Origin of the sequence: Flavobacterium tegetincola DSM 22377 (genome assembly GCF_000425485.1) — a bacterium.
Lineage (GTDB): Bacteria > Bacteroidota > Bacteroidia > Flavobacteriales > Flavobacteriaceae > Flavobacterium > Flavobacterium tegetincola.
In genome coordinates this window covers 186,384-208,225 of record NZ_KE384384.1, presented here as the reverse complement: position 1 = coordinate 208,225, position 21,842 = coordinate 186,384, and the positions used below count along the sequence as shown (strand labels likewise).

21 protein-coding genes and 1 tRNA gene are annotated in these 21,842 nt (G+C 34.9%); 9 read left to right on the top strand and 13 right to left on the bottom strand.

Annotated elements, in window-relative coordinates; all coding sequences use genetic code 11:
- Positions 1-195 precede the first annotated feature (195 nt).
- Positions 196-1,434: a pyridoxal phosphate-dependent decarboxylase family protein gene (locus H602_RS0112455; RefSeq protein ID WP_026978294.1), complete on the bottom strand. Its 1,239-nt coding sequence runs from the start codon at positions 1,432-1,434 to the stop codon at positions 196-198.
- Between the two features lie 458 nt (positions 1,435-1,892).
- On the opposite strand from H602_RS0112455, the gene H602_RS0112450 reads away from it, so the two are divergent.
- A complete protein-coding gene (locus H602_RS0112450; protein ID WP_026978293.1) occupies positions 1,893-3,335 on the top strand; it encodes an FAD-dependent oxidoreductase in 1,443 nt (480 codons plus the stop codon).
- 87 nt (positions 3,336-3,422) lie between these two features.
- On the opposite strand, the gene H602_RS0112445 is transcribed toward H602_RS0112450, so the two are convergent.
- A tRNA-Met gene (locus H602_RS0112445) sits at positions 3,423-3,496 on the bottom strand.
- A 165-nt stretch (positions 3,497-3,661) separates the two neighbouring features.
- On the opposite strand from H602_RS0112445, the gene H602_RS0112440 reads away from it, so the two are divergent.
- Positions 3,662-4,054: an START-like domain-containing protein gene (locus tag H602_RS0112440; RefSeq protein ID WP_026978292.1), complete on the top strand. Its 393-nt coding sequence runs from the start codon at positions 3,662-3,664 to the stop codon at positions 4,052-4,054.
- 48 nt (positions 4,055-4,102) lie between these two features.
- Positions 4,103-4,939: an aminotransferase class IV gene (locus H602_RS0112435; RefSeq protein WP_026978291.1), complete on the top strand. Its 837-nt coding sequence runs from the start codon at positions 4,103-4,105 to the stop codon at positions 4,937-4,939.
- On the opposite strand, the gene H602_RS0112430 is transcribed toward H602_RS0112435, so the two are convergent.
- From H602_RS0112430 to H602_RS0112410, 5 genes are all read right to left on the bottom strand, one after another.
- Positions 4,931-5,491: a YqgE/AlgH family protein gene (locus H602_RS0112430; RefSeq protein ID WP_026978290.1), complete on the bottom strand. Its 561-nt coding sequence runs from the start codon at positions 5,489-5,491 to the stop codon at positions 4,931-4,933. The two genes, H602_RS0112435 and H602_RS0112430, sit on opposite strands and share 9 nt — an antisense overlap.
- Positions 5,492-5,611: 120 nt before the next feature.
- The gene (locus H602_RS0112425) at positions 5,612-5,884 is read right to left on the bottom strand and encodes an HU family DNA-binding protein (RefSeq protein WP_026978289.1); all 273 of its coding nucleotides are present in this window, start codon (positions 5,882-5,884) and stop codon (positions 5,612-5,614) included.
- Positions 5,885-6,060: 176 nt separating this feature from the next.
- Entirely contained in the window at positions 6,061-7,008 is a 948-nt protein-coding gene (fmt, locus tag H602_RS0112420) for a methionyl-tRNA formyltransferase (protein ID WP_026978288.1), read from the bottom strand.
- Entirely contained in the window at positions 7,008-8,903 is a 1,896-nt protein-coding gene (locus tag H602_RS0112415) for a RecQ family ATP-dependent DNA helicase (RefSeq protein WP_026978287.1), read from the bottom strand. The genes fmt and H602_RS0112415 overlap by 1 nt, the downstream gene beginning before the upstream one ends.
- Before the next feature lie 59 nt (positions 8,904-8,962).
- On the bottom strand, positions 8,963-9,514 hold the full coding sequence (locus H602_RS0112410; RefSeq protein WP_026978286.1) for an AAA family ATPase: 552 nt from the start codon (positions 9,512-9,514) through the stop codon (positions 8,963-8,965).
- A 213-nt stretch (positions 9,515-9,727) separates the two neighbouring features.
- On the opposite strand from H602_RS0112410, the gene H602_RS0112405 reads away from it, so the two are divergent.
- The 3 genes from H602_RS0112405 to murA are packed head-to-tail and all read left to right on the top strand — an operon-like array spanning position 9,728 to position 12,108.
- Entirely contained in the window at positions 9,728-10,012 is a 285-nt protein-coding gene (locus H602_RS0112405; protein WP_026978285.1) for a DUF493 family protein, read from the top strand.
- On the top strand, positions 10,012-10,737 hold the full coding sequence (locus H602_RS0112400) for a DUF4290 domain-containing protein (RefSeq protein WP_026978284.1): 726 nt from the start codon (positions 10,012-10,014) through the stop codon (positions 10,735-10,737). Before H602_RS0112405 ends, H602_RS0112400 begins: the two co-directional genes overlap by 1 nt.
- A gap of 54 nt (positions 10,738-10,791) precedes the next feature.
- On the top strand, positions 10,792-12,108 hold the full coding sequence (gene murA / locus H602_RS0112395; RefSeq protein WP_026978283.1) for a UDP-N-acetylglucosamine 1-carboxyvinyltransferase: 1,317 nt from the start codon (positions 10,792-10,794) through the stop codon (positions 12,106-12,108).
- Positions 12,109-12,183: 75 nt separating this feature from the next.
- Here murA and H602_RS0112390 read toward each other — a convergent pair whose 3' ends face one another.
- The 3 genes from H602_RS0112390 to H602_RS0112380 all read right to left on the bottom strand — a co-directional run bounded on the left by H602_RS0112390 (position 12,184) and on the right by H602_RS0112380 (position 15,750).
- On the bottom strand, positions 12,184-14,664 hold the full coding sequence (locus tag H602_RS0112390; protein WP_026978282.1) for a DUF5686 and carboxypeptidase regulatory-like domain-containing protein: 2,481 nt from the start codon (positions 14,662-14,664) through the stop codon (positions 12,184-12,186).
- A 64-nt stretch (positions 14,665-14,728) separates the two neighbouring features.
- Positions 14,729-15,142 carry a type II 3-dehydroquinate dehydratase gene (gene aroQ, locus H602_RS0112385; protein WP_026978281.1) on the bottom strand — a complete coding sequence of 138 codons (414 nt, stop codon included), beginning with the start codon at positions 15,140-15,142 and terminating at the stop codon, positions 14,729-14,731.
- A 77-nt stretch (positions 15,143-15,219) separates the two neighbouring features.
- A complete protein-coding gene (locus H602_RS0112380) occupies positions 15,220-15,750 on the bottom strand; it encodes a porin family protein (protein ID WP_026978280.1) in 531 nt (176 codons plus the stop codon).
- A 203-nt stretch (positions 15,751-15,953) separates the two neighbouring features.
- Between H602_RS0112380 and H602_RS18830 the strand changes: the two genes are divergently transcribed.
- Complete coding sequence (locus tag H602_RS18830) at positions 15,954-16,493, top strand: porin family protein (protein ID WP_051224483.1); 540 nt, start codon at positions 15,954-15,956, stop codon at positions 16,491-16,493.
- 76 nt (positions 16,494-16,569) lie between these two features.
- Positions 16,570-17,472, top strand: a complete 903-nt coding sequence (xerD, locus tag H602_RS0112370; RefSeq protein WP_026978279.1) for a site-specific tyrosine recombinase XerD — start codon at positions 16,570-16,572, stop codon at positions 17,470-17,472.
- Positions 17,473-17,581: 109 nt separating this feature from the next.
- Here the strand turns inward: xerD and rny are convergent, their stop codons facing one another.
- The 3 genes from rny to H602_RS0112355 all read right to left on the bottom strand — a co-directional run bounded on the left by rny (position 17,582) and on the right by H602_RS0112355 (position 19,948).
- Positions 17,582-19,150, bottom strand: a complete 1,569-nt coding sequence (rny, locus tag H602_RS0112365) for a ribonuclease Y (protein WP_026978278.1) — start codon at positions 19,148-19,150, stop codon at positions 17,582-17,584.
- Between the two features lie 208 nt (positions 19,151-19,358).
- A complete protein-coding gene (locus H602_RS0112360) occupies positions 19,359-19,652 on the bottom strand; it encodes a cell division protein ZapA (protein WP_026978277.1) in 294 nt (97 codons plus the stop codon).
- Positions 19,653-19,657: 5 nt separating this feature from the next.
- A complete protein-coding gene (locus tag H602_RS0112355; RefSeq protein ID WP_026978276.1) occupies positions 19,658-19,948 on the bottom strand; it encodes a hypothetical protein in 291 nt (96 codons plus the stop codon).
- A 187-nt stretch (positions 19,949-20,135) separates the two neighbouring features.
- Here H602_RS0112355 and H602_RS0112350 point away from each other — a divergent pair, with 187 nt between their 5' ends.
- A complete protein-coding gene (locus H602_RS0112350; protein WP_157505055.1) occupies positions 20,136-21,830 on the top strand; it encodes a M23 family metallopeptidase in 1,695 nt (564 codons plus the stop codon).
- Positions 21,831-21,842: the final 12 nt, after the last annotated feature.

Sequence of the window (21,842 nt, the reverse complement as noted above, 5' to 3'; positions counted from 1 at the left end):
ATATGATTTAAATCATAGTAGACATTAATGTTCGTATTATTAAAGAATATCACTTTTCAGATTTAGTTATAAAATTACTCAACATTTGCTGAAATAAACGCAAACAGGTGTTAATTTATTTGCATCATAAATACGTATATTTTAAATGAAAGCACTGATTTTTCCAAATTTACTATTTGAATTGTAATATTATTTTCAAACATGGACATCGTGCTTAATCGCGTCTAACAATAATGTTAGGTGTTCAATTTCTACGTGTTCCATCATAATTACTTTATACCATTGATTTGTAGCATCGTGTTTTTGAGGAACCAAGTCAAACCGTGCGGCAATTTCTTCAGATAGATAATCTGCTTTGATTGTTACTATGTTCATAAATGGATTTCGGAAATATTCAATTCCCAAAGCCGTTAATTCTTTACAAAACCAACTAGTTCTCATTTGTAAAATGCTGATTTTCTCAAACCATCCATTTTCGCCATAAGTAAATAAAATCATCCAAACGGCTACAGCATTGGCTCCAGAGCGACTTCCACAAAGTGTTAAATCCATTCCTTCTACATATTCTGCTTCCTTGGTCAGTACATTCTCAATCAAACCTTTTCGGCAAATAAAAATTCCAGTTCCGTAAGGTGCTTGAAGCATTTTATGTGCGTCAATAGTAATGGAACTAACATGTTGATTTTCAAAATTCAAAACACTGTCAGGATTACTAAACGGATAGAAGAAACCGCCATAAGCGCCGTCAATGTGCAATTTGAAGTTCAAATTATTTTCTTGAAGCACGTCGGTCATCAAATTAACGTCGTCTACAGCACCAAACATGGTTGTTCCCATATTGGCCACCACGATGAAGTATTTTTTACCATTTTTCTTGGCATTTAAAAGATGGTTTTGAAATGATGCTTTCGAAATTGTTCGATCGGCAAAGTTGACCGGAATTTTCATCCAATCAATCATCAGTAAATTGGATGCTTTGGCAATGGAATAATGCGTGTCTTCGGAGGCAACCAGTACAATTTCATCTAGTTTTGCATGCAAATTATTGACAAAATGATTTCGAAAAATCCAGAACGCTTGAATGTTGGCTTCTGTTCCTCCAGGAGATATATAACCGTCAAAACTGTCTGGAGTAGCTTTAAAAATATCAACAGCAATTACATTTAAAACTTCGCGTTCAAGATTTTGCGTTCCGGCAAACGCTTTTTCAGAAGTACCAAAAGTATGGCAACCAATATTATTGGGATTAGCAACGTATGCTTGTAAAGTTGGAGCATCTTTTAAAAAAGGCGCATCGTCATAAAAGACGCGGCTGTCTAATTTTGAAGCAGGATAACCTAAGGAAGTATCTTTTGAAAAATTGACATTTTGAAGCAATGCTTCTTCGATTCTCTTTGATCGATCTTGCTGTGATAATTTTTTCCAGTAACGCATATATGTGATTTTTACACAAATTAACGTTCATCATGGTCAAAAAAACATGATAATTGTTAGTTGTAGTCGGTCTGTACAAAATTGGAACAAATTGTTGTAATTATTTGCATGGCTTCAATCGATATAACTCGTTAATCATTCATCTGATTTGAGTTTTTTCTTCCGTATTTCTTCAATATTTTTTGAATTTAGCTGATTAGTAATTAATTCAAATTTTCATTTAAAATCGTTAGGTTTTCTTTTCTGAATTTACGTATAATTATTAAAAATGTTTAGTTCAATTTTTCAATTTTCAGTTACTTTACTACTGAATTTACTAATACGGATTAAGTTTTTGCTCAAATTTCGTAATGTGTTTGCTTTGAACGTATATTTCGTCTACATTTTCTCATTACGTTTTGATTAAAGTGAATTAAACTTTACTTTTAGGCTTTTAAAATTTTGATTTTTTTATAATTGTGGAAGATAAAAAGGGATGCTGGACGATTTGTCTTGAATGTAAAGGCCGAGGTAGAAAAAGTCGTAAACTCACTAAAAAAGTGCGACTCCGGTATGAAAATGCGTTAGTTCAATTTGAAAAATCAAGTGGACGAGCAGCAGTTCCCGTCAAGCCAAAAGCACATATTGAAAATTGCTGCAATTGCAATGCTTCGGGATTAATTCCGTCGGCAGCATTTGCTAAACCCGACACCGAAAATTTTCCACACATTGCTATTATAGGAGGAGGAATAGGAGGAGTAGCACTTGCGGTAGCTTGTTTGCATCGTGGAATCCCGTTTACTTTGTACGAACGCGATCTTAATTTTGAGGCTCGTTCTCAAGGCTACGGATTGACTTTGCAACAAGCAAGTAAAGCCATTGGAGGATTGGGAATACAAACTTTAAAAGAAGGCGTAGTGTCTACGCGGCATTTGGTCCATAGAACTGATGGAAAAATCATTGGCGAATGGGGCGTACGGAAGTGGGTTAAAAATTTTGATGAAACCACAAGTAAGCGTTCCAATGTGCATATTGCTCGTCAAGCTTTACGACTCGAACTACTAGCACAATTGGGTGGAAATGATAAAATTGAATGGGGCCACCAACTGATTGATTTTAATGAAAATGCGAAAAATGGAGTCGATCTGACTTTTCAGGTAAATGGAAAAATTCAAAATACCACTGCAGATCTTGTAGTTGGGGCAGATGGTATTCGAAGTTCCGTTCGCGCTATTTTATTAAAAACCGTTAATGCTCCATTGCGTTATTTAGATTGCATTGTGGTTTTGGGAATTTGTCCACTAGATGCAATTCAAGGCGTTGAGAGTGATTTATTGGATTCGGCTACCGTTTTTCAAACCGCTAACGGAAACGAGCGCATTTATATAATGCCTTACGACGCCGATTCTATAATGTGGCAATTGAGTTTTCCAATGTCAGAAATAGAGGCTAAAAAGTTGAGTGCAAAAGGTTCTCAAGCTTTGAAAGAAGAAGCATGCCGAAGAACGCAATGGCATGAACCAATTCCGCAAATCATGGCTGCAACCCTAGCAGAACAAGTTTCGGGCTACCCCGTTTACGATCGTGAACTATTAGAGCCGGAAATTTTACAAAACTCAGGAAAAGCAACTTTGATTGGAGATGCAGCGCATCCCATGAGTCCATTTAAAGGTCAGGGAGCCAATCAAGCACTTTTAGACGCTTTGGCTTTAGCTCGTGCAATATATGTTGGTTGTAGACCCTTATCCAATTGGAGAAATAAAGGAATTCGAGAAAGTGTTTTGAATAGTTTTGAATCTCAAATGTTAGTTCGCAGCGCAAGTAAGGTAAATGATTCAGCGGCGGCTGCGAAATTCTTGCATTCGGAAATTGTTCTTGAAGAAGGAGATACGCCAAGGGGACATATTTTGAGAGGGAAATAACTGATGTGATTATACAGTTTGATAAACTGCCACTTATTTTCTCATATAAAAAAAACGGACTAGTTTTACCTAATCCGTTTAAAGTAGTAGCGAGGACGGGAGTTGAACCCGTGACCTCAGGGTTATGAATCCTGCGCTCTAACCGACTGAGCTACCTCGCCAAAATATTCGGTTGTGCATCCTTCAATGCGGGTGCAAATATAAAACTTAATTACAATATGGCAAGTAAAAATGAATAAAAAATTTTATTTTTAAAAATACTTTTTTATTGCGTTTATATTGTATATATTTCCAAAAAATTGTTTAAGACTTACTTCTTTTAAGCTATGGAACCAAAAATTAAATACGAACTCGAATTTCCAATAAATTCTTCGCCCGCACTTTTATACCAATATATTTCTACGCCATCAGGTTTGTCAGAATGGTTTGCCGATAATGTAAATTCAAGAGGTGAGTTTTTTACCTTCATTTGGAATGATTCAGAGGAAAAGGCACGCATGACTTCTAAGAAAAGTGGCGAAAAAATTAAATTTCGTTGGATTGACGAAGATGATAACGATACAGATTACTTTTTCGAATTACGAATTTTAGAAGATGAAATTACCAAAGATGTCTCTCTAGTAGTTGTTGATTATGCACTAGAAGATGAAGTGGAAGAAGCTTCTTTACTTTGGGAAAATCAAATTTCCGATTTAAAACACGTGATTGGTTCGGTATAATTTATTATAAAAGGTATATTTGCCCTGAATTTAATTCAGGGTTTTTTTATGGTAAATTTTAATGGAACATTGGTGGAAACTACAGCAGATTCTTTAGCTGAAAATCGTGGTTTCTTGTTTGGTGATGGTGTTTTTGAAACGTTTAAAATTGTAAATAATAGCGTTCTTTTTCTAGAAGATCATTATTTTCGTTTGATGTCGTCTATGCGAATTTTGCGCATGGAGATTCCAATGCGTTTTACTATGGAATTCTTGGAGGAACAAATCCTGGAGTTGGTGCAAGCCAATAATTTGCAGACTTCGGCACGAGTTAGAATGACGGTTTATAGAAATAGCGGTGGGTTTTATTTGCCAACAACTAATGAAATCAGTTACCTCATTCAGTGCTCAGAATTAAAAGGGCAAGCTTATGAGCTAAATACCGCTGTTTACGAGGTGGATTTGTTTAAAGATTTCTACATCACAAAACAATTGTTATCTACAATTAAATCTACCAACAAAGCGGTTCAAATTACGGGAAGCATCTTTGCCAAAGAAAATGATTTGCAAAATTGCTTTTTACTTAATGATTCTAAAAACGTGATTGAATCATTAAATGGTAATGTTTTCATGTTTAAAGATGGCAAGCTAACTACGCCACCTGTAAGCGAAGGTTGTTTAAATGGTATTATGCGTAAGCAAGTCATCGCTGTTGCAAAAGCAATGGATGTTGAGGTTCTTGAAGAAGCTGTTTCGCCGTTTGATTTGCAAAAAGCGGATGAATTATTTGTGACCAACGTCATTGTTGGTGTGCAACCTGTTACAAAATACCGCAAGAAAGACTTTACAAATGACTTTGCTGCTAAAATAATTCAGCACTTAAATGAAAAGTTTGTGCTAGTTTAAACTGGGGTCTTCTGGAGCATTAGACCAAATAAGGTATTCTCCGCCAAGTTCAAGAATTTTTTCTTTCCAAAAATGAGTGCTCGATTTTCCGATAATTGTGTTTTTGTAACTATTTGGCGAAATAATCCAAGCGTTGGTAATCATTTCCTTTTCCAACTGCTTTGCTTCCCAACCGGAATATCCAAGGAAGAAGCGGATGTTGTTTTTATGGATTTTACCTTGATTGATCAAGTCCCGCGTCGAATCAAAATCCCCGCCCCAATAAATTCCATTTGAAATTTCAATACTGTTGGGAATAAGCTCTGGTACGTTATGGATAAAATACAAATTGTCTTGTTCCACAGGTCCGCCATTATAAATCTTAAAATTAGCTTGAATTTCTGGAACTAAATCGTGGATGTTGTATTTGAGCGGTTTGTTTATTATAAAACCTACCGAACCACTTTCTGAATGATCTGCTAATAAAACTACAGATCTGTTAAACGAAGTGTCCCCTAAATTAGCCGGCTCCGCTATAAGTAAATGGCCTTTTTTTAGTTTGTCTGATATCATTTATCTGAAATTTTAATAAATTTAGTGATAAAAAAAATTAAAATACAAATTAAAGAACACTTTTTTGCATAAAAAAAGTCTTCACAAAAGGAAGACTTTAATTTATCGAGATATAAATGATTAGTTTACACTACCTTCTAAATCTGCACCCGCTTTAAATTTCACTACATTTTTTGCAGCAATTTTAATAGTGTCTCCTGTTTGTGGATTTCTTCCATCTCTTGCAGCTCTATTAGAAACTGACCAAGATCCAAAACCTACTAAAGAAACGCGTCCACCACCTTTTAAAGTAGTTCCAACGTTACCTAAAAATGATTCTAGTGCTAGTTTAGCTGCTGCTTTAGTGATTCCCGAATCCGCTGCCATAGCATCGATTAATTCTGATTTGTTCATAGTAATAGTTATTAATTGTTGGTTAAATATTTATGTCTTGTAACAAATTTAGTAGGAATTCGTTAGTACACAACATATTTCAAGTTTTTTTCTCATGATTGTTAATAACTTTTTGAATTTGTGAACAAACTTACTTGTTTTTTTGAGTTTCTCTGCAATTTCACTGTTTACAATACTTAACGAGCCATTGCATCTGCCGAAAATGTAGTCCCGTTTAAAATGTCTCGACTGCTCATCTTTTTCTTTCCAGGCAATTGAAGCGATAAAAGTTGGATATATCCTCCTTCAACAGCCACTTTCATCGTATTTTTGTCGGCTAAAAAGCTTCCAGTCTTAAAATCATGTGCATCTTCAATCCATTTTGATTCGTATACTTTGATGTTTAATTCCTTTTCATTATCATGCAAAATGAACCAAGCACTTGGATACGGTGAAAGTCCACGAATTAAGTTAGAAATCGACTTTCCGCTCTGGTTCCAATCAATCTTACAATTGTCTTTGTTCAGCTTGTTTGCCGTTTTCATGTCGTGCGATTCTTTTTGGACTGTAAGATTTACTTTTTGATTTTCAATTAAATCCAAGGTCTCAATCACAGTATCAGCTCCTAAATGCATCAATCGATCGTGCAAACTTCCTGCATTTTCTTCCGCTTCGATATTTAGTTCTCGACTTAAAATCATCGCACCTGTATCAATTTTATCGTCAATAAAGAATGTCGTAACTCCTGTTTTTTCATCTCCATTTATTATTGCCCAATTAATTGGTGCCGCTCCTCGATAATCGGGTAGAAGTGAAGCATGTAAGTTAAATGTGCCTAATTTTGGCATTGCCCAAACTACTTGAGGCAACATTCTAAATGCCACAACCACTTGTAAGTTTGCGTTTAAAGCGTGCAATTCCGCAATGAAATCTTCATCTTTTAAATTTGTAGGTTGCAATAAATTCAAATTATTAGCAAGCGCATATTCTTTTACCGCAGAATATTTGATCTTCTGGCCTCGTCCGGCCGGCTTATCCGCTGCGGTAATTACACCTACCACTTCATATTCATTTTTTAAAATGCTATCCAGAATTCCCACTGCAAAATCGGGAGTTCCCATAAATACGATTCGTAATTTTTCCATCAGTTTTTTAATCGATATTGGTTGTTGGGCAGAATTTCCACCACATTATATTCTAGTAATTCTTGTAACGCAAAGATAACTTGATTTGAAGGTTGTTGCGTAATTTTTTCAAGACTTCTTGAATCAAGTGGATTTTGTTCTAATGCCGAGATAATTTGTTTTGTAACAGAAATCTCTTTCGCGGGCTGCTTCTTTAACGCAATGCAGTACGAACAAATGCCGCAATTTTCCTTTTTTTCTTCGCCAAAATAGGCTAAAATTAGTTTTGATTTGCAAACGTCTTTTGTGGAAACATAGTTTAAAACCGATTCCAGTTGTTTGGTTTTTAAATCATTTTGGATAACTAAAAATTTGGACACCCGATTTATGGTTCGTTCGTCTTCGCGAACTTCGTTAAAAATAATCGTACTATCGTTTCCAACTGCGCGATATGAGATGATTTCTTTTTTCTGTAATTGTTCTAGAATTCCTGATATCTGTACTTGCGTAGTTTGCGCTTTTTTGCCAATCAACGAAAGATTTAAAGTAGCAGGAACCTCATAAATTCCCGGATATGTTCGTAAAATAGTGACAATGGTTTCTTCCTGATGCGGATTTAAACTCATGTACCGCAGCACTTCTTTTGAAGGAATCAGAAATTGAACGGTAATTTTTTCAGAAAATTCTTGCGAATGAGTTACAATTCCTTGCCGGTCTAAAAACTGAATGGAATTATAGGTCTTTAAAACAGGCAATTCGTATTGTGCACAAAATTCGTTCAAATTGAAGATAAAACTTTCATTAATTCCTTCACCATAGCCAATCTTGAAATACGAATTCAGTTTTTTATAGACCTTCGTCAAAAATGCTTTGTCCGGCAAAACTGCTAAAAATTGTCCTTCAGCGTGGCGGTAATCGGAAGGACTGTTGAGTAAAACGGCAAAAGCTTTCTGTCCATTTCTGCCGCATCGTCCTGCTTCTTGGTAATAACTTTCCATAGAATCAGGCAGCTGAATATGAATTACTGTTTTTACATTTCCTTTGTCAATTCCCATCCCAAAAGCGTTGGTAGCTACAATTACTTGTGTTTTTTCAGAAGTCCAAAGCGTCATGTTCTTGTTCTTTTCGGAACTTGATAATCCGCCGTGGTAATAGGTTGCCGAAATTCCAGATTGCTGCAGTTGCCTTGAAATTTCAATACAAGATTTTCTGTTTCTAACGTATACAATGGATGGTTGTGGGTTTTTTTGTAATATCTGAACCATACGATACAACTTGTCTTCCACATCAAAAACCATATACGCAATATTATCACGGTCAAATGATTTCTCAAAAATGGCTGCGTCTTCAATTTTTAAAATACGTAAGATATCGAGCTTTACTCTAGGTGTTGCTGAGGCAGTAAGTGCTAATATAGGTGTTTTAGGAAAGTGTTCTTTAAGATTTGTGATTTTTAAATAAGCCGGTCTAAAGTCATTTCCCCATTGCGAAATACAATGGGCTTCGTCAACGGCAATTAAGTGTATTGGCAAATTTTTGAGTCGATCCAAAATCCAATCCGATTGCAAACGCTCTGGTGATAAATACAAAAGTTTGTAATTTCCATACTGACAATTATCGAGTAAATTACTGACTTCATCGCTAGAAATACCGCCCGTTATACCAATGGCTTTGATGCCTTTTTGTTGTAAATTTTCAATTTGATCTTTGATAAGAGAAACCAAAGGAGAAATAACCAAGGTCAATCCTTCTTGTGCAAGCGCAGGAATTTGATAGCAAATGGATTTTCCGCCACCAGTTGGTAATTGGGCAAAAGTATCTTTCTGTGCTAAAACACTTTCTATAATCTCAGACTGTAATCCTCTAAAATTATCGTGATTCCAGTATTTTTTTAGCAGTTGAAGAGCTTCTGTCATTGCGTTTTCGTTCCAATTATAGATTTAACGAAAGTAAGGATTTTAGCCTGATTTCTATGTTAATTGGTAACAGATTGGCTGACTTGCTCCAAAATGAAGTTAATTCTGTGATCCAGAGAACCTTTTGGTACTTCAATCAAATCATAACCGTAATGCTGATAGGTTTCAGCGAGGTGATTGTAGATTAATTTGGCTTGTTCGTAGTTTTCATAACGTTCGTCGTCGCTGACGTAAATTTCTTCCCAAGGAGGTAAAATAAAGATTTTACTGTACTTGTGCTCTTTGCAACACGCATCAAAATGTGCAGGATAACTATCGCCAATATAATGCATGTACGCCAAGACATCTGGAATTCCGCGATCAATAAATACGATATTTTCGGACTCTTGATGGGCATCTTGAAACTGCTTCTTTCTTCCCTCTAGAAGTAACTCGCTAAAAAGCAATGGGTTTTCTAGAAACAATTGTTCTATTCCTTGCCTTTTTGCTTCCGCCGTCACTTCGCGCGAAATTTCGGGATAACAACAATGTCCCTTTGCAATTAAGCCTTCGATGATTGTAGTTTTTCCAGTTCCCGGACCGCCAATAATGACAATTATCTCTTTATGCATTTTTTTGAAATAAGGGGCAAATTTACTTAAACTAATTCGGATAACGAAAAGTATTTACTGATGAAAGTTGTTTTTTATTGAAAATCACATGCACTACAACGTTTACATAGAAAGATTACGCTAAAACTTAACTTATGTGTGGCAGTGTTTTTAAAAAAAGGTTTACATTCTCTTACTTTTACATTATATTTGTTGTCTATTTTCAAAATTACGATGGATAAAAAAACAGAAGAATTTTACGTACGATTAAAGGAAGAATTGACTAATACATCAATTTGGCCTTCCGAATATCTTTTTAAATTTATTGTTCCTTCCGACTTAAAAAAGATTCTTGAAATTGAAACTGCTTTTAATGATATGGGTGCGGTAATTAAAACCACGCAGTCTAAAACAGGTAAATACACTAGTGTTTCTGTGGACGTGCAAATGAAAAATCCAGACGCCGTAATTGCAAAGTATGTTGAAATGTCAGAAATTGAAGGTATAATTTCATTATAATGATAAAGGAAAAAAAATACAGTAAGGAATCGGCTCATGATGTGGTGTTTAATTTGGAATACAATTCTGAACGTCCGCATTTAATGATTCCAGAATACGGCAGACATTTGCAAAAGCTAATCAATCAAGCTGTGGCAGTAGAAGATCGTGTGGAACGAAATAAAATGGCAAAATACATCATTCAGGTCATGGGAAATTTAAATCCCCACTTGCGCGATGTACTTGACTTTCAGCATAAATTGTGGGATCAACTGTTTGTAATGTCCGATTTTAAACTCGACGTAGATTCGCCCTATCCCATACTTTCTCGCGAAGTTTTGCAAATGAAGCCGGACAAATTAGAGTATCCACAAGCTTTTCCAAAGTATCGTTTTTATGGTAATAACATCAAGTATATGATTGATGTGGCCAATAAATGGGAGGATGGCGACTTGAAAAGTGCTTTAATAAAAGTGATTGCCAATCACATGAAGAAGTCGTATTTGAGTTGGAACAAAGACACTGTAAAAGACGACGTGATTTTTGAACATTTGTACGAATTATCGGATGGTAAGATTAATTTGATCGACAGTTCGGAAGAATTGATCAGTACGAATGATTTGATGCGAACGAATCAGCGAATTTCTAACAAGATTTCGACTACTTCAGTAATCAAACCAAAAATCATGAAAAAGGGAAAGCCAACAAATCCCGTTCACAAAAATCAAAGTAGGAAACCACAATAATAATAGAAAAATAGCATTTGATTTTTAGCTATTTTATAGAAAATAATTTTATCAATGGGAGTTTTTAAAATAGAAGGCGGTATCCGTCTAAAAGGAGATGTTATTCCGCAAGGTGCTAAAAATGAGGCGCTGCAAATTTTGTGTGCGGTATTATTAACTCCAGAAAAAGTGACAATTAATAATCTTCCAGATATTATTGATGTCAATAAACTGATTACTTTATTAAAGAATTTGGGTGTAAAAGTCCAGCGAAATGATAAAGGTTCATTTACTTTCCAAGCAGATGAAGTGGACGTTGACTATTTGGAAACCGAAGCTTTTAAGAAAGAAGGCGGTTCATTACGAGGTTCTATTATGATTGTAGGACCACTTTTAGCACGCTTTGGAAAAGGATACATCCCAAAACCAGGCGGTGACAAAATTGGTAGAAGACGATTAGATACCCATTTTGAAGGATTTATAAATTTAGGTGCAAAATTTAGATATAATCGCGAGGATCATTTTTACGGTGTGGAACAAACTGCCGAAGGTTTAGTTGGAGCAGACATGCTATTGGACGAAGCATCAGTAACGGGTACAGCAAATATTGTTATGACGGCAGTTTTGGCCAAAGGAATTACAACTATTTATAATGCTGCATGCGAACCGTATTTGCAACAACTTTGCAAAATGTTGAATTCCATGGGAGCCAAAATTACAGGTGTAGGTTCCAATTTATTGACTATTGAAGGAGTTACAAGTTTAGGTGGATGTACCCACAGAATTTTGCCGGATATGATTGAAATTGGCTCTTGGATTGGCCTTGCAGCGATGACAAGAAGCGAAATTACGATCAAGAATGTAAGTTGGGAAAACTTAGGTTTAATTCCAGCAACCTTCCGAAAATTAGGAATTACGTTAGAAAAACGTGGAGACGATATTTATATTCCTGAGCATGCTGATGGTTATCAAATCAAAACGGATATTGACGGTTCGATCTTAACAGTTGCCGATGCACCTTGGCCTGGATTTACACCCGATTTATTAAGTATTGTTTTGGTTGTTGCTACTCAAGCAAAAGGCGATTTATTGATTCATCAAAAAATGTTTGAATCTAGATTGTTTTTCGTGGATAAATTAATTGACATGGGTGCCAAAATCATGTTGTGTGATCCGCATCGTGCTGTTGTAATGGGACACAATTTCCAATCGCAGTTAAAGGCGACTACAATGTCTTCACCTGATATTCGTGCAGGAATCTCTTTATTGATTGCCGCACTTTCAGCTAAAGGAACAAGTACGATCCAAAATATTGAACAAATTGACCGTGGATACGAGCGTATTGACGAACGTTTAAGAGCTTTAGGAGCTAATATTATTAGAGAAGAATAATAGTATTTTATACTAATAAAAAGCCGAAGTTCATTTTAATGACTTCGGCTTTTTTGATGCAATTAATGTTCGTATCTACTCCAAAACATTCAAGAATTTTAGTCCAAAAAGAACACCGTCTCCTAAATATCCATTTTGATAAGAACGTACATAATCTACTCTAAAGATCTTAAATTTTCCAAAACCTAATCGGTCTAATCCAACTGTAAATTCCTGATACGGTTTTTTATCGGCTGTAGCCAAATTATGAAAACCAACAATTAGCGTAGTGTTTAGTTTATTCAGTACTGGAATTTTATTCATTATATAACCGTCAAAATTATGTTCGGCATGAATTTCTAAATAAGAATCGTTCGTACTGTTAGTGTAATACGGCATTAAATTAAAAACATTGAGGTAACTCGACCCTGAACCGATATGCGTTTGATTGCCATTAAAATGTTGATAATCGATAAATGAAATTTCATCGGCGTTAAAGAATTTTCCTCCTTTAATATTGGTGGCAAAGTTTCCTTTATTGCCTAAAGTTTTGTTGTAAAAAATGCGACCTGAAATTTGTTCAAATTCGTAATTTTTAGCAGTTGCGGCAAAGGCTTTTTCGAAATTTAAATTAATTGTCGGATATTTTGAATTACGAATATTTAACTTACGATCCGGTCTTGAAATGTATTTTTGACCAAAATTAATTCGAGCGCCAATTGTTGCTTTTAACAGATGATGCGTGTCAAAAGTTGGAGTTAGATAGTCGTTTGGCAGTAGGGGATTATTCGAGGTGAAAGCATCGTTATTTTTGATGAGGACATAATCTGTATTGTTAAATAAGTTCTTTCGCTGTTCGTACCCAATACTTCCTGACATGTAAAGTCCGTTAATTACATTTTGACCATATGCAATTTGTGCAAACTCTTTATTGTACAATTTCATATAGTTGTTTTTGAAAAACAAAGTACTTACAGAATTCACCAGTTTTGAAATTGGTTCACTTTCACTGAACTGGCTGACGGTACTTCCTCCAGAAACACTTACAGTAGCATAATCTTGCGTATTGAATCTGTGAATGAAATTTCCCACAACCCGAAGGCGATCTTCGGCAAAACCATAATTAAAGGTAGATTTAAGTCGCGTGTAAGTTCCTATATCTTCATTGAATTTTGTAAAGGAAAAACCGCTGTTTAAGTTCCATCCTTGAACAGTATTGTAACTGAAAGAAGTTAGATCTGTAAGTCCATCATAGGCTAAAGTCCAGTTTTTCTTAGAATTCTTGTAACTGTAGCCCGTTAAAACGTCAAAAATTTTAAAACGATTGTGCTTTGCATCTATAGAATCTAAATATTTGTCAGACTTATGTAAAACCTGCAAACTGTCTTTCTTAATATAGTCTTTTGATTCTTCCATGGTCAAAGGAACGGGACGAACCGTATTCCAAAAAGTAGAATCCTTTTTGTTGGCATTGTCTTCAAAACTTAAAATTTCATTGGTAAATGTCTTTTTGCTAAATTCATCTGGAAATTCATAATTTGTAAAAACGTGTGTAAATTTTGCTAAAAAAGTAATTCCAAAAGCGCCTGCACTAAATGCCAAGGACTGGCTATTTTTGGACCAAATGTGATTTTTATTGTTGTAACTAAAATTCTGTTTCAAGCTCATCGTATTCATGAATTCTTGCTTGGCACGGTAGCCTTTTATTTCCACATCAACGCCGTAAATGGCCCAACTGTCTTCCACAATATAAATGTAACCTTCAAAAACAGGCTCGGCATCTCTTCTTGGAACAAGTTTGATTTTATTAATCATTTGGTTGTTTTCATCTTGAAAAGTGCCTTCCAATATAAATTTATAATAATTAAAGGCATTGTCAGCAATAGGCGAAATCATTTTTGCACCAATAGGAATTGTGTTTTTATAGAAATCAAAGGCACTTCCGCGTGCAGAATTATAGCTGTATCCATTATCATTTCCACTAATTTTAGAAGCGATAATTTTCTCCTTGAAATTATCAGGTTTCTCATACATGATTTTAGAAATTGTTTCTGAAAGGTAAATGATCCCAGAACCTGTGGAATCTAGTGAACCATCCATATCGCCAATTTCTTGCCCAAGAAACTTCTTTGGAGCATCTTTTAATTTAAATATACCACGGGAATAGAAATCAGCTTTGAAACGCGCCATTAAATCTGAGTTGTCTTTTCGAGCCGCAATTGCTTTACGAATGACTTTATTGGCCGGATTGTCTTTTACATTAATAACTACTTCTGCGAGGTTGATATTTTCTTCTGCTAAAATTACATTCAAAAGAAATGGAAATTGGTTGGGATTTATGGATTTCTTCAACGTTTTGTAACCCAAATATTGAAATACTACGGTATACGTCCCCGGTTTTGTTACATTCAAATCATAACTTCCATTATCGTTGGAAGAAGTTCCGTTATACGTATTTTCAATAAAAACTGAAACAAACGGAATTGGCTTTCCCTGGTCGTCTGTGATGGTTCCTTTAACTTGAGCAGAAATTACTATTGCAAAAAGCAGCAGCATTACAGTGGTAATTTTTTTCATAAATGGAGTTGTCTTCGGTTAATAGGATAGACGATTTTTCTGTATAAATGGTTGCATGAGCTTTTTATAAAAAAGATTGTAATCCTAAATCGTAGCTTTTTAATCCAAAACCAACAATAATTCCTTTGGCATTTGGAGCGATAAATGACTGGTGCCGAAATTCTTCTCGTGCAAAAGTATTTGAAATGTGAACTTCTACCACAGGAGTGGTAATTGACTTTACGGCATCGCCAATGGCTACAGAAGTATGGGTGTAGGCTCCTGCATTAAGGACGATTCCGTCAAAGGAGAAACCAACTTCATGTAATTTATCAATTAGTTCGCCTTCAATATTACTTTGATAATAATGTAATTGTAGCGTAGTGAACTTATTTTTTAAGGATTCAAAATACTGTTCAAAAGAAGTACTGCCGTAAATTTCAGGTTCTCTTTTGCCTAATAGGTTTAAGTTAGGTCCATTGATGATGAGAATATTCATGTGGTATGATTTTGAGTAAAAATACAAAAAAAAGTCGCTCCTATGGAACGACTTTCAATACAGTATTTTAGATTGTTTTAGAAACGCAAACCTGCTGATAATTGGATTACTTTATTAGTAACCGAAGCATCTTTTGAAGCATCAGTTAAACCCACAACGTATCGTGCTTGTACAAATATGAACGAGGTAAGGTTGTAGCTTAATCCACCAACTGCTGCAAAATCAAACGTTTTGGTACGAAATGAATCCGGAACACTTTCATTAACTAAAAATGAAAATTGAGGTCCAGCTTCTACACTAAGTTTATCGGTAATGACATAGAATTTAGCCAATACAGGAAGGGAAAGGTAACTCAATTCGTAGTTTTCATTTTGAAAATCAGTTCCTTGTGTGGAATATAATAATTCTGGCTGAACCGAAAAATTTTGAATTAAATTAACCTCTGCTAATGCGCCAAAGTGAAAACTAGTTAACATATCGCCGTCTACTACGTCTCCGTCTAACTTTGAAAAGTTAAGACCGGCTTTAAGACCAAATTTGATGTCTTGTGCTTGTACTGACGTTACTCCTAAAAAGAGTATTGAAACAGCTAAAAATAAATTTTTCATATCGTTTTATTTGATGAAATGTTCTGTCTTATAACAGTAGATCAAAGGTACGAATATTACAGTAATATAGAATTAGTTTTCTGCTAAACTGTTGCAATACGATTTGTAATTGTTGATAACATTGTTAATAAGTGCGATTTTTTGGAAGGTTAAAAAATGCAAAAAGGTCTATATTTGATTTAACAATATAAATTATAACAAACATGAAAAAAATTATTTTAACAGTAGCAGCAATTTGTGCTTTTGGCTTTGCACAAGCGCAAGAAGTGAAGTTTGGTGTAAAAGCGGGTTATGTCAATGCAAACTTTGGTAGTGATGCTGATGACGGTGACGCAAGGTCTAGCTTTTATTTTGGTGGTTTAGCAGATATAGCAATTTCTGAAAAATTTCATTTCCAACCAGAGGTTTTGTACACTATGGAAGGTAATGACGAAGATGAGTTTGATTTAAGCTACATTAGAGTTCCATTGATGGGTAAATTATATATTACTGAAGAATTCAATATCCAAGCTGGACCGCAAGTAGGATTTGTAGCTGGTGGTGGAGTAGCTAAAGATTATTTAAAATCAGTTGACTTTGGATTGGGTTTTGGAGCTGCTTATGAATTGCCATCAGGCTTATTTTTTGACGCAAGATATAATTTGGGTCTTTCTGACTTAAATGACTTTCCTGCAGAATTAGGTCTTGGAGATCAAAAAATAACTCAAAATTCATTTAATATTGGTATTGGATACAAATTGTAATACTGATTACTAAATCGATAAAAGCCACGCAATTTGCGTGGTTTTTTTATTGGTATAATTTTGCTTTCTTTACATCATGAATTGGAATACTTACATCAAAAATTATATTTCGTATTTAAAAATCGAGCGTAATTTATCTCAAAATACGATCAATAGTTACTGTTTTGATATTGAACGGCTCTTGATCTTTCTAGAAAAGGAGAAGATCGAAGTTTCGCCAATTAAGATTAAAGAAGAAATTGTGCAGCAATTTATTTATGAAATTGCGAAGGAAGTGAATCCACGTTCACAAGCACGGATTATTTCAGGGTTGAAAAGCTTTTTTTCGTACTTGATTTTTGAAGATTTGCGATTTGATAATCCTTTAGAATTGATTGAATCGCCACGTTTAGGTCGGAAATTGCCCGATACTTTAGCCATTGAAGAAATTGATGCTTTGATTGATGCCGTGGACTTGTCCTCCAATGAAGGCGAACGAAACCGCGCGATTCTTGAAACATTATACGGTTGTGGTCTTAGGGTTTCTGAATTGATCGATCTTAAGATATCAGATTTATTTTTTGAAGAAGGTTTCATAAAAGTCACAGGGAAAGGAAATAAACAACGCTTTGTTCCCATTGCTGAAGTCACTGAAAAGTATATTTCCATTTACAAAGACCAAGTCAGAGTGCATCAGAAAATCCAAAAAGAAGACAGTGATACGTTATTCTTAAATAGAAGAGGAAAAAAGCTCACTCGAGCGATGATTTTTACAATTATCAAAAGATTAGCTGTCGAAATAAATTTACAAAAAACAATTAGTCCACATACTTTCCGACATTCATTTGCAACCCATTTATTAGAAAACGGAGCCGATTTACGTTCCATTCAAATGATGTTGGGACACGAATCCATTACTACAACTGAAATTTATGTGCATTTAGATCGAACACATCTCACTCAAGTGGTTAACGATTTTCATCCTCGAAAAGGTTTTTAATAAAAAAAGACTTGTTGAAATTTCCAACAAGTCTTTTGTGTATTTATAAAGTCAACCTACATTTTACGTTTTAGAACTCAAAACCTAGAACTTAGAACCTACAACTTTTCTATTTCGCAATATTCACCGCTCTAGTTTCTCTAATAACCGTTACTTTTACTTGACCAGGATACGTCATCTCTGTTTGAATTTTTTGTGAAATATCAAAAGATAAAGTCGATGCATTGTCGTCACTTACCTTTTCACTTTCCACAATAACACGAAGTTCACGACCTGCTTGAATAGCATACGCATTTTTCACACCTTGGAATCCAAAAGCAATTTCTTCTAAATCTTTCAAACGTTGGATGTAAGAATCCAATACTTGGCGTCTTGCACCTGGACGTGCTCCAGAAATGGCATCACAAACCTGAACGATTGGCGACAATAGGGATTTCATTTCAATTTCGTCGTGGTGAGCTCCAATTGCGTTGCAAACTTCTTCTTTTTCGCCATATTTTTCAGCCCATTGCATTCCTAATAAAGCGTGAGGTAAATCACTTTCTGTATCAGGCACTTTTCCAATATCGTGAAGTAAACCAGCTCTTTTGGCTAATTTTACATTCAAGCCTAATTCTGCAGCCATAATTCCACAAAGTTTTGAAACTTCTCTGGAGTGTTGCAATAAGTTTTGTCCGTAAGACGAACGGTATTTCATTCGACCTACCACCTTAATTAATTCAGGATGCAAACCGTGAATTCCTAAATCGATAACGGTTCGTTTTCCAACTTCAATAATTTCGTCGTCAATTTGTTTTCTTGTTTTTTCAACTACTTCTTCAATTCGCGCTGGGTGAATTCGACCGTCAGTTACCAACTTGTGTAAAGACAAACGGGCAATTTCTCTACGTACGGGGTCAAAACAAGAAAGAATAATGGCTTCCGGAGTATCGTCTACAATGATTTCAACACCAGTTGCCGCTTCAATTGCACGAATATTTCGTCCTTCACGACCAATAATTCTACCTTTAACGTCATCACTTTCAATGTTGAACACAGAAACGCAATTTTCAACTGCTTCTTCCGTTCCAACACGTTGAATGGTATTGATGATAATTTTCTTAGCTTCTTGTTGTGCAGTAAGCTTAGCCTCTTCCATAGTGTCTTGTAAGTAAGACATGGCATTACTTTTTGCTTCTGCTTTTAAGCCGTCAATAAGTTGGTTTTTAGCTTCCTCAGCAGATAGACCAGAAATTACTTCCAATTGCTCCAATTGACTTTTGTGCATGCGTTCAACTTCATGCTGTTTACGGTCTAAAACTTCTATTTTAGCATCGTATTCTTTGGTTTTTGATTCAAATTCATCACTCGACTTTTTAGCTCTCGTTAATTCTCCAGAAACTTGAGATTCCTTATCGCGAATTCTTTTTTCAACTTCAGCAACTTTCTTGTCGCGGCCTAAAATAACTTGTTCGTGTTCTGCTTTTAATTCAATAAACTTTTCCTTTGCTTGAAGGATTTTATCTTTTTTGATGTTTTCAGCTTCCTGATTTGCGTCTTTTAAAATTGAAGCAGATTGGTGTTTGGCATTTTTTATTAGGCTTGAAGAGCTACTTTTTTCTAGTTTTTTTGCTATTGCAAAACCTATTGCAGCGCCTACAATTGCTGCTAAAATTATGATTAACGTTGTCGTGTCCATTGTTTGTTTTTGTTTGTATATAAAAAAAGCCTACATTAGGGAAATGTATAAACTCGAAAGGACAAGTTTTGAGCTAACTCACTGTTCAAGCTTCCTTACTTAAAAGGCTTGCTCTAGTAGCGAAGATTTGCTCATTCTAATTTGTTAGTGTTGAGTTTACCAAATAAAAACTAATGTAGGCAGTATTTTAGTCTATGTTAAGAACGTATTATTTTTTAAGATAGTGATCTAATAAATCATTTAAATTTTTCAATCTTTCGGTTGTCTTGGTATTGTCTTCAACTTTGTCAAGTTGCTTTTGCTCCACTTGCGATGCAAATTGCAACGCACACATGGCTAAAACATCTTGTTTATCTCTGACGGCATAATTTTCTTCAAATTGCTTAATCATAACATCAATTTTTTTAGAAGCACTTCTCAATCCTTCCTCCTGAGACATGTCTACGTTCAAAGGGTAAACTCTATCTGCAATTGATATTTTAATTTTAAGCTTTTCGTCCATATTATTTAATCTGATAACTGCTTGATGCAGTAGTCAATTTCCCGAATTAATGAATTTATTTTAAGCTTTGTATCTTTTTTGTTTTCTTCACTGCCAAGTAATGAATTTGCTAGCTTTAATGCGTCATACTGCGTCTTTAATGCAGTCATTTCACTAGTTTTCTGATTGATAATTCGCGCTGCTTTTTGCAATTCAAGTTTTAAATCTTGGGATTCTCTTTCTAAACTTTCTAATTTAATAAAAAGCTTATGAACCTTATCTTCAAGAGTATCAACTATTTCTGCTATCTCACTCATCGAATCACTATTCTTTACTTATATTCACAAAGTTAATATTCCTATCTTATTACACAATACTTTTGTTGTTTTTTTACAATTAATCGTATTTTCTGCGTTAATAATGTGGCGAATAGACCGTTATATATTTGCGTAAATAAGATAATTCCGTCGTATAAATTTTTTATATTAGCAAAAAATGTCAGCTATGCTTATCCGCCTCTTACTTTTATGTGTTTTCTTTCCGGTCTGTGCTCAAAATGAGTATCCTAAGGACTATTTTAAATCGCCGTTGGATATTCGATTAAATCTTTCAGGTTCCTTTGGCGAACTGAGAAGCAATCATTTTCACACCGGATTGGATTTTAAGACCGCTCAAAAGGAAGGTCTAAATGTATATGCAGCTGCAGACGGTTATATTTCTAGGATAAAAATTTCTACTTACGGATATGGTAAAGCAATTTATGTAACGCATCCCAATGGTTACACAACTGTTTATGGTCATTTGCAAAAGGCGAATGGAAAAATCCAAGATTATATTAAAAACGCACATTATAAAGAGAAATCATTTGAAATTGAACTTTTTCTTAAACCAGACGAATTGGTAATAAAGCAAGGTGATATAATTGCATTTTCTGGAAATACAGGTGGTTCAGGTGGACCGCATTTGCATTTTGAAATTAGAGACACAAAATCTGAAAAGGCAATCAATCCTTTACTGTTTGGTTTTGACGCATTGGTAAAAGATACTAAAGAGCCGGTGGTAAGTACTTTGATGGCGTATCCTGTTGGAAACAATGCCGTGGTAAATACTTCGCAAGAACCTTTGGCAATTAACTATACCAAACAAGCGGATGGCACTTATTTAGCAGATAAAATTTTAGTGAATGGTGCTGTAGGTTTTGGAATCAATGCGTATGATATGTTTGATTTCAACTACAATAAAAATGGAACGTACCAGGTTCAGTCTTTTTTAAACGGAAAGCAGTCGTTTAATTATGAGTTCAACACTTTTGCTTTTGATGAAAGTCGCTACATCAATGCACTGTTAGATTATCCTAGATTTAAGAAAACAGGAGTACGCATTCAGCGGCTTTTTATGATCAATCCGTACCCTTTAAGTATTGTTAAAGCCGATAAAAATAATGGCATTATTACGGTCAAGCCAAATATGAGTACTACGTACCGTATTGAGGTGCGTGATTTTAATAATAATAAGGTGGTCATTAATGTGCCAATTCAATATTCTCCTTTAGTCGCAGTGACGCCAAATAAGATACAGCAAACTCCTTATTTTCTGAAAGCCAACAACGACAATATGTATAAGAAAGATAACATGTCGGTTTTTGTGGAAGAAGGTACTTTTTATGAGGATTTTTATTTGAATTTTGACGTAAAAGAAGATACGTTAACTTTTCACGATGGATCTGTGGCTGCACACAAAAATTTTAAAGTTACCATTGATAACAATTCTTTATCGGAAGAACAGAAGAAAAAGACGTTCATAGCTTCATTAGACGGTAGAAGTAAGCGGTACAATTCGACAAAAGTTAAAGACAGCACCTTTACAACTTATACTAAAAATATGGGTAAATTTTTCTTGACACAAGATACCACAGCGCCTAAAATTAGAGCGGTCAATATCGCCGAAGGTAAATATTTAAATACCCAAAGCTCGATAGTTTTTACTATAAGCGATGATCTTTCAGGAATTAATTCCTACAATGGATACATTAACGGTAATTGGATTTTATTTGATTACGATTATAAGAAAGCGCAGATTACTTATGACTTTGACAACCAATTTATGAAAAATGGCAGAAACGAATTTAAATTGGAAGTAACCGATAATGTAGGGAATTCTACTATCTTTGAAACGCACTTTTTTAGAAATGCCAATTAAACACGTTGACCT

Bases quoted from the DNA above. Each gene is read 5' to 3' on its own strand.
- H602_RS0112425 (WP_026978289.1), bottom strand. From the start codon at position 5,884: ATGAACAAATCAGAATTAATCGATGCTATGGCAGCGGATTCGGGAATC.
- H602_RS0112430 (WP_026978290.1), bottom strand. From the start codon at position 5,491: ATGATATCAGACAAACTAAAAAAAGGCCATTTACTTATAGCGGAGCCG.
- murA (WP_026978283.1), top strand. From the start codon at position 10,792: ATGGGAGTTTTTAAAATAGAAGGCGGTATCCGTCTAAAAGGAGATGTT.
- H602_RS0112435 (WP_026978291.1), top strand. From the start codon at position 4,103: ATGGTAAATTTTAATGGAACATTGGTGGAAACTACAGCAGATTCTTTA.
- H602_RS0112400 (WP_026978284.1), top strand. From the start codon at position 10,012: ATGATAAAGGAAAAAAAATACAGTAAGGAATCGGCTCATGATGTGGTG.
- H602_RS18830 (WP_051224483.1), top strand. From the start codon at position 15,954: ATGAAAAAAATTATTTTAACAGTAGCAGCAATTTGTGCTTTTGGCTTT.
- H602_RS0112405 (WP_026978285.1), top strand. From the start codon at position 9,728: ATGGATAAAAAAACAGAAGAATTTTACGTACGATTAAAGGAAGAATTG.
- xerD (WP_026978279.1), top strand. From the start codon at position 16,570: ATGAATTGGAATACTTACATCAAAAATTATATTTCGTATTTAAAAATC.
- H602_RS0112350 (WP_157505055.1), top strand. From the start codon at position 20,136: ATGCTTATCCGCCTCTTACTTTTATGTGTTTTCTTTCCGGTCTGTGCT.
- rny (WP_026978278.1), bottom strand. From the start codon at position 19,150: ATGGACACGACAACGTTAATCATAATTTTAGCAGCAATTGTAGGCGCT.
- H602_RS0112380 (WP_026978280.1), bottom strand. From the start codon at position 15,750: ATGAAAAATTTATTTTTAGCTGTTTCAATACTCTTTTTAGGAGTAACG.
- H602_RS0112360 (WP_026978277.1), bottom strand. From the start codon at position 19,652: ATGGACGAAAAGCTTAAAATTAAAATATCAATTGCAGATAGAGTTTAC.
- H602_RS0112440 (WP_026978292.1), top strand. From the start codon at position 3,662: ATGGAACCAAAAATTAAATACGAACTCGAATTTCCAATAAATTCTTCG.
- H602_RS0112455 (WP_026978294.1), bottom strand. From the start codon at position 1,434: ATGCGTTACTGGAAAAAATTATCACAGCAAGATCGATCAAAGAGAATC.
- H602_RS0112415 (WP_026978287.1), bottom strand. From the start codon at position 8,903: ATGACAGAAGCTCTTCAACTGCTAAAAAAATACTGGAATCACGATAAT.
- H602_RS0112410 (WP_026978286.1), bottom strand. From the start codon at position 9,514: ATGCATAAAGAGATAATTGTCATTATTGGCGGTCCGGGAACTGGAAAA.
- H602_RS0112390 (WP_026978282.1), bottom strand. From the start codon at position 14,664: ATGAAAAAAATTACCACTGTAATGCTGCTGCTTTTTGCAATAGTAATT.
- H602_RS0112355 (WP_026978276.1), bottom strand. From the start codon at position 19,948: ATGAGTGAGATAGCAGAAATAGTTGATACTCTTGAAGATAAGGTTCAT.
- aroQ (WP_026978281.1), bottom strand. From the start codon at position 15,142: ATGAATATTCTCATCATCAATGGACCTAACTTAAACCTATTAGGCAAA.
- fmt (WP_026978288.1), bottom strand. From the start codon at position 7,008: ATGGAAAAATTACGAATCGTATTTATGGGAACTCCCGATTTTGCAGTG.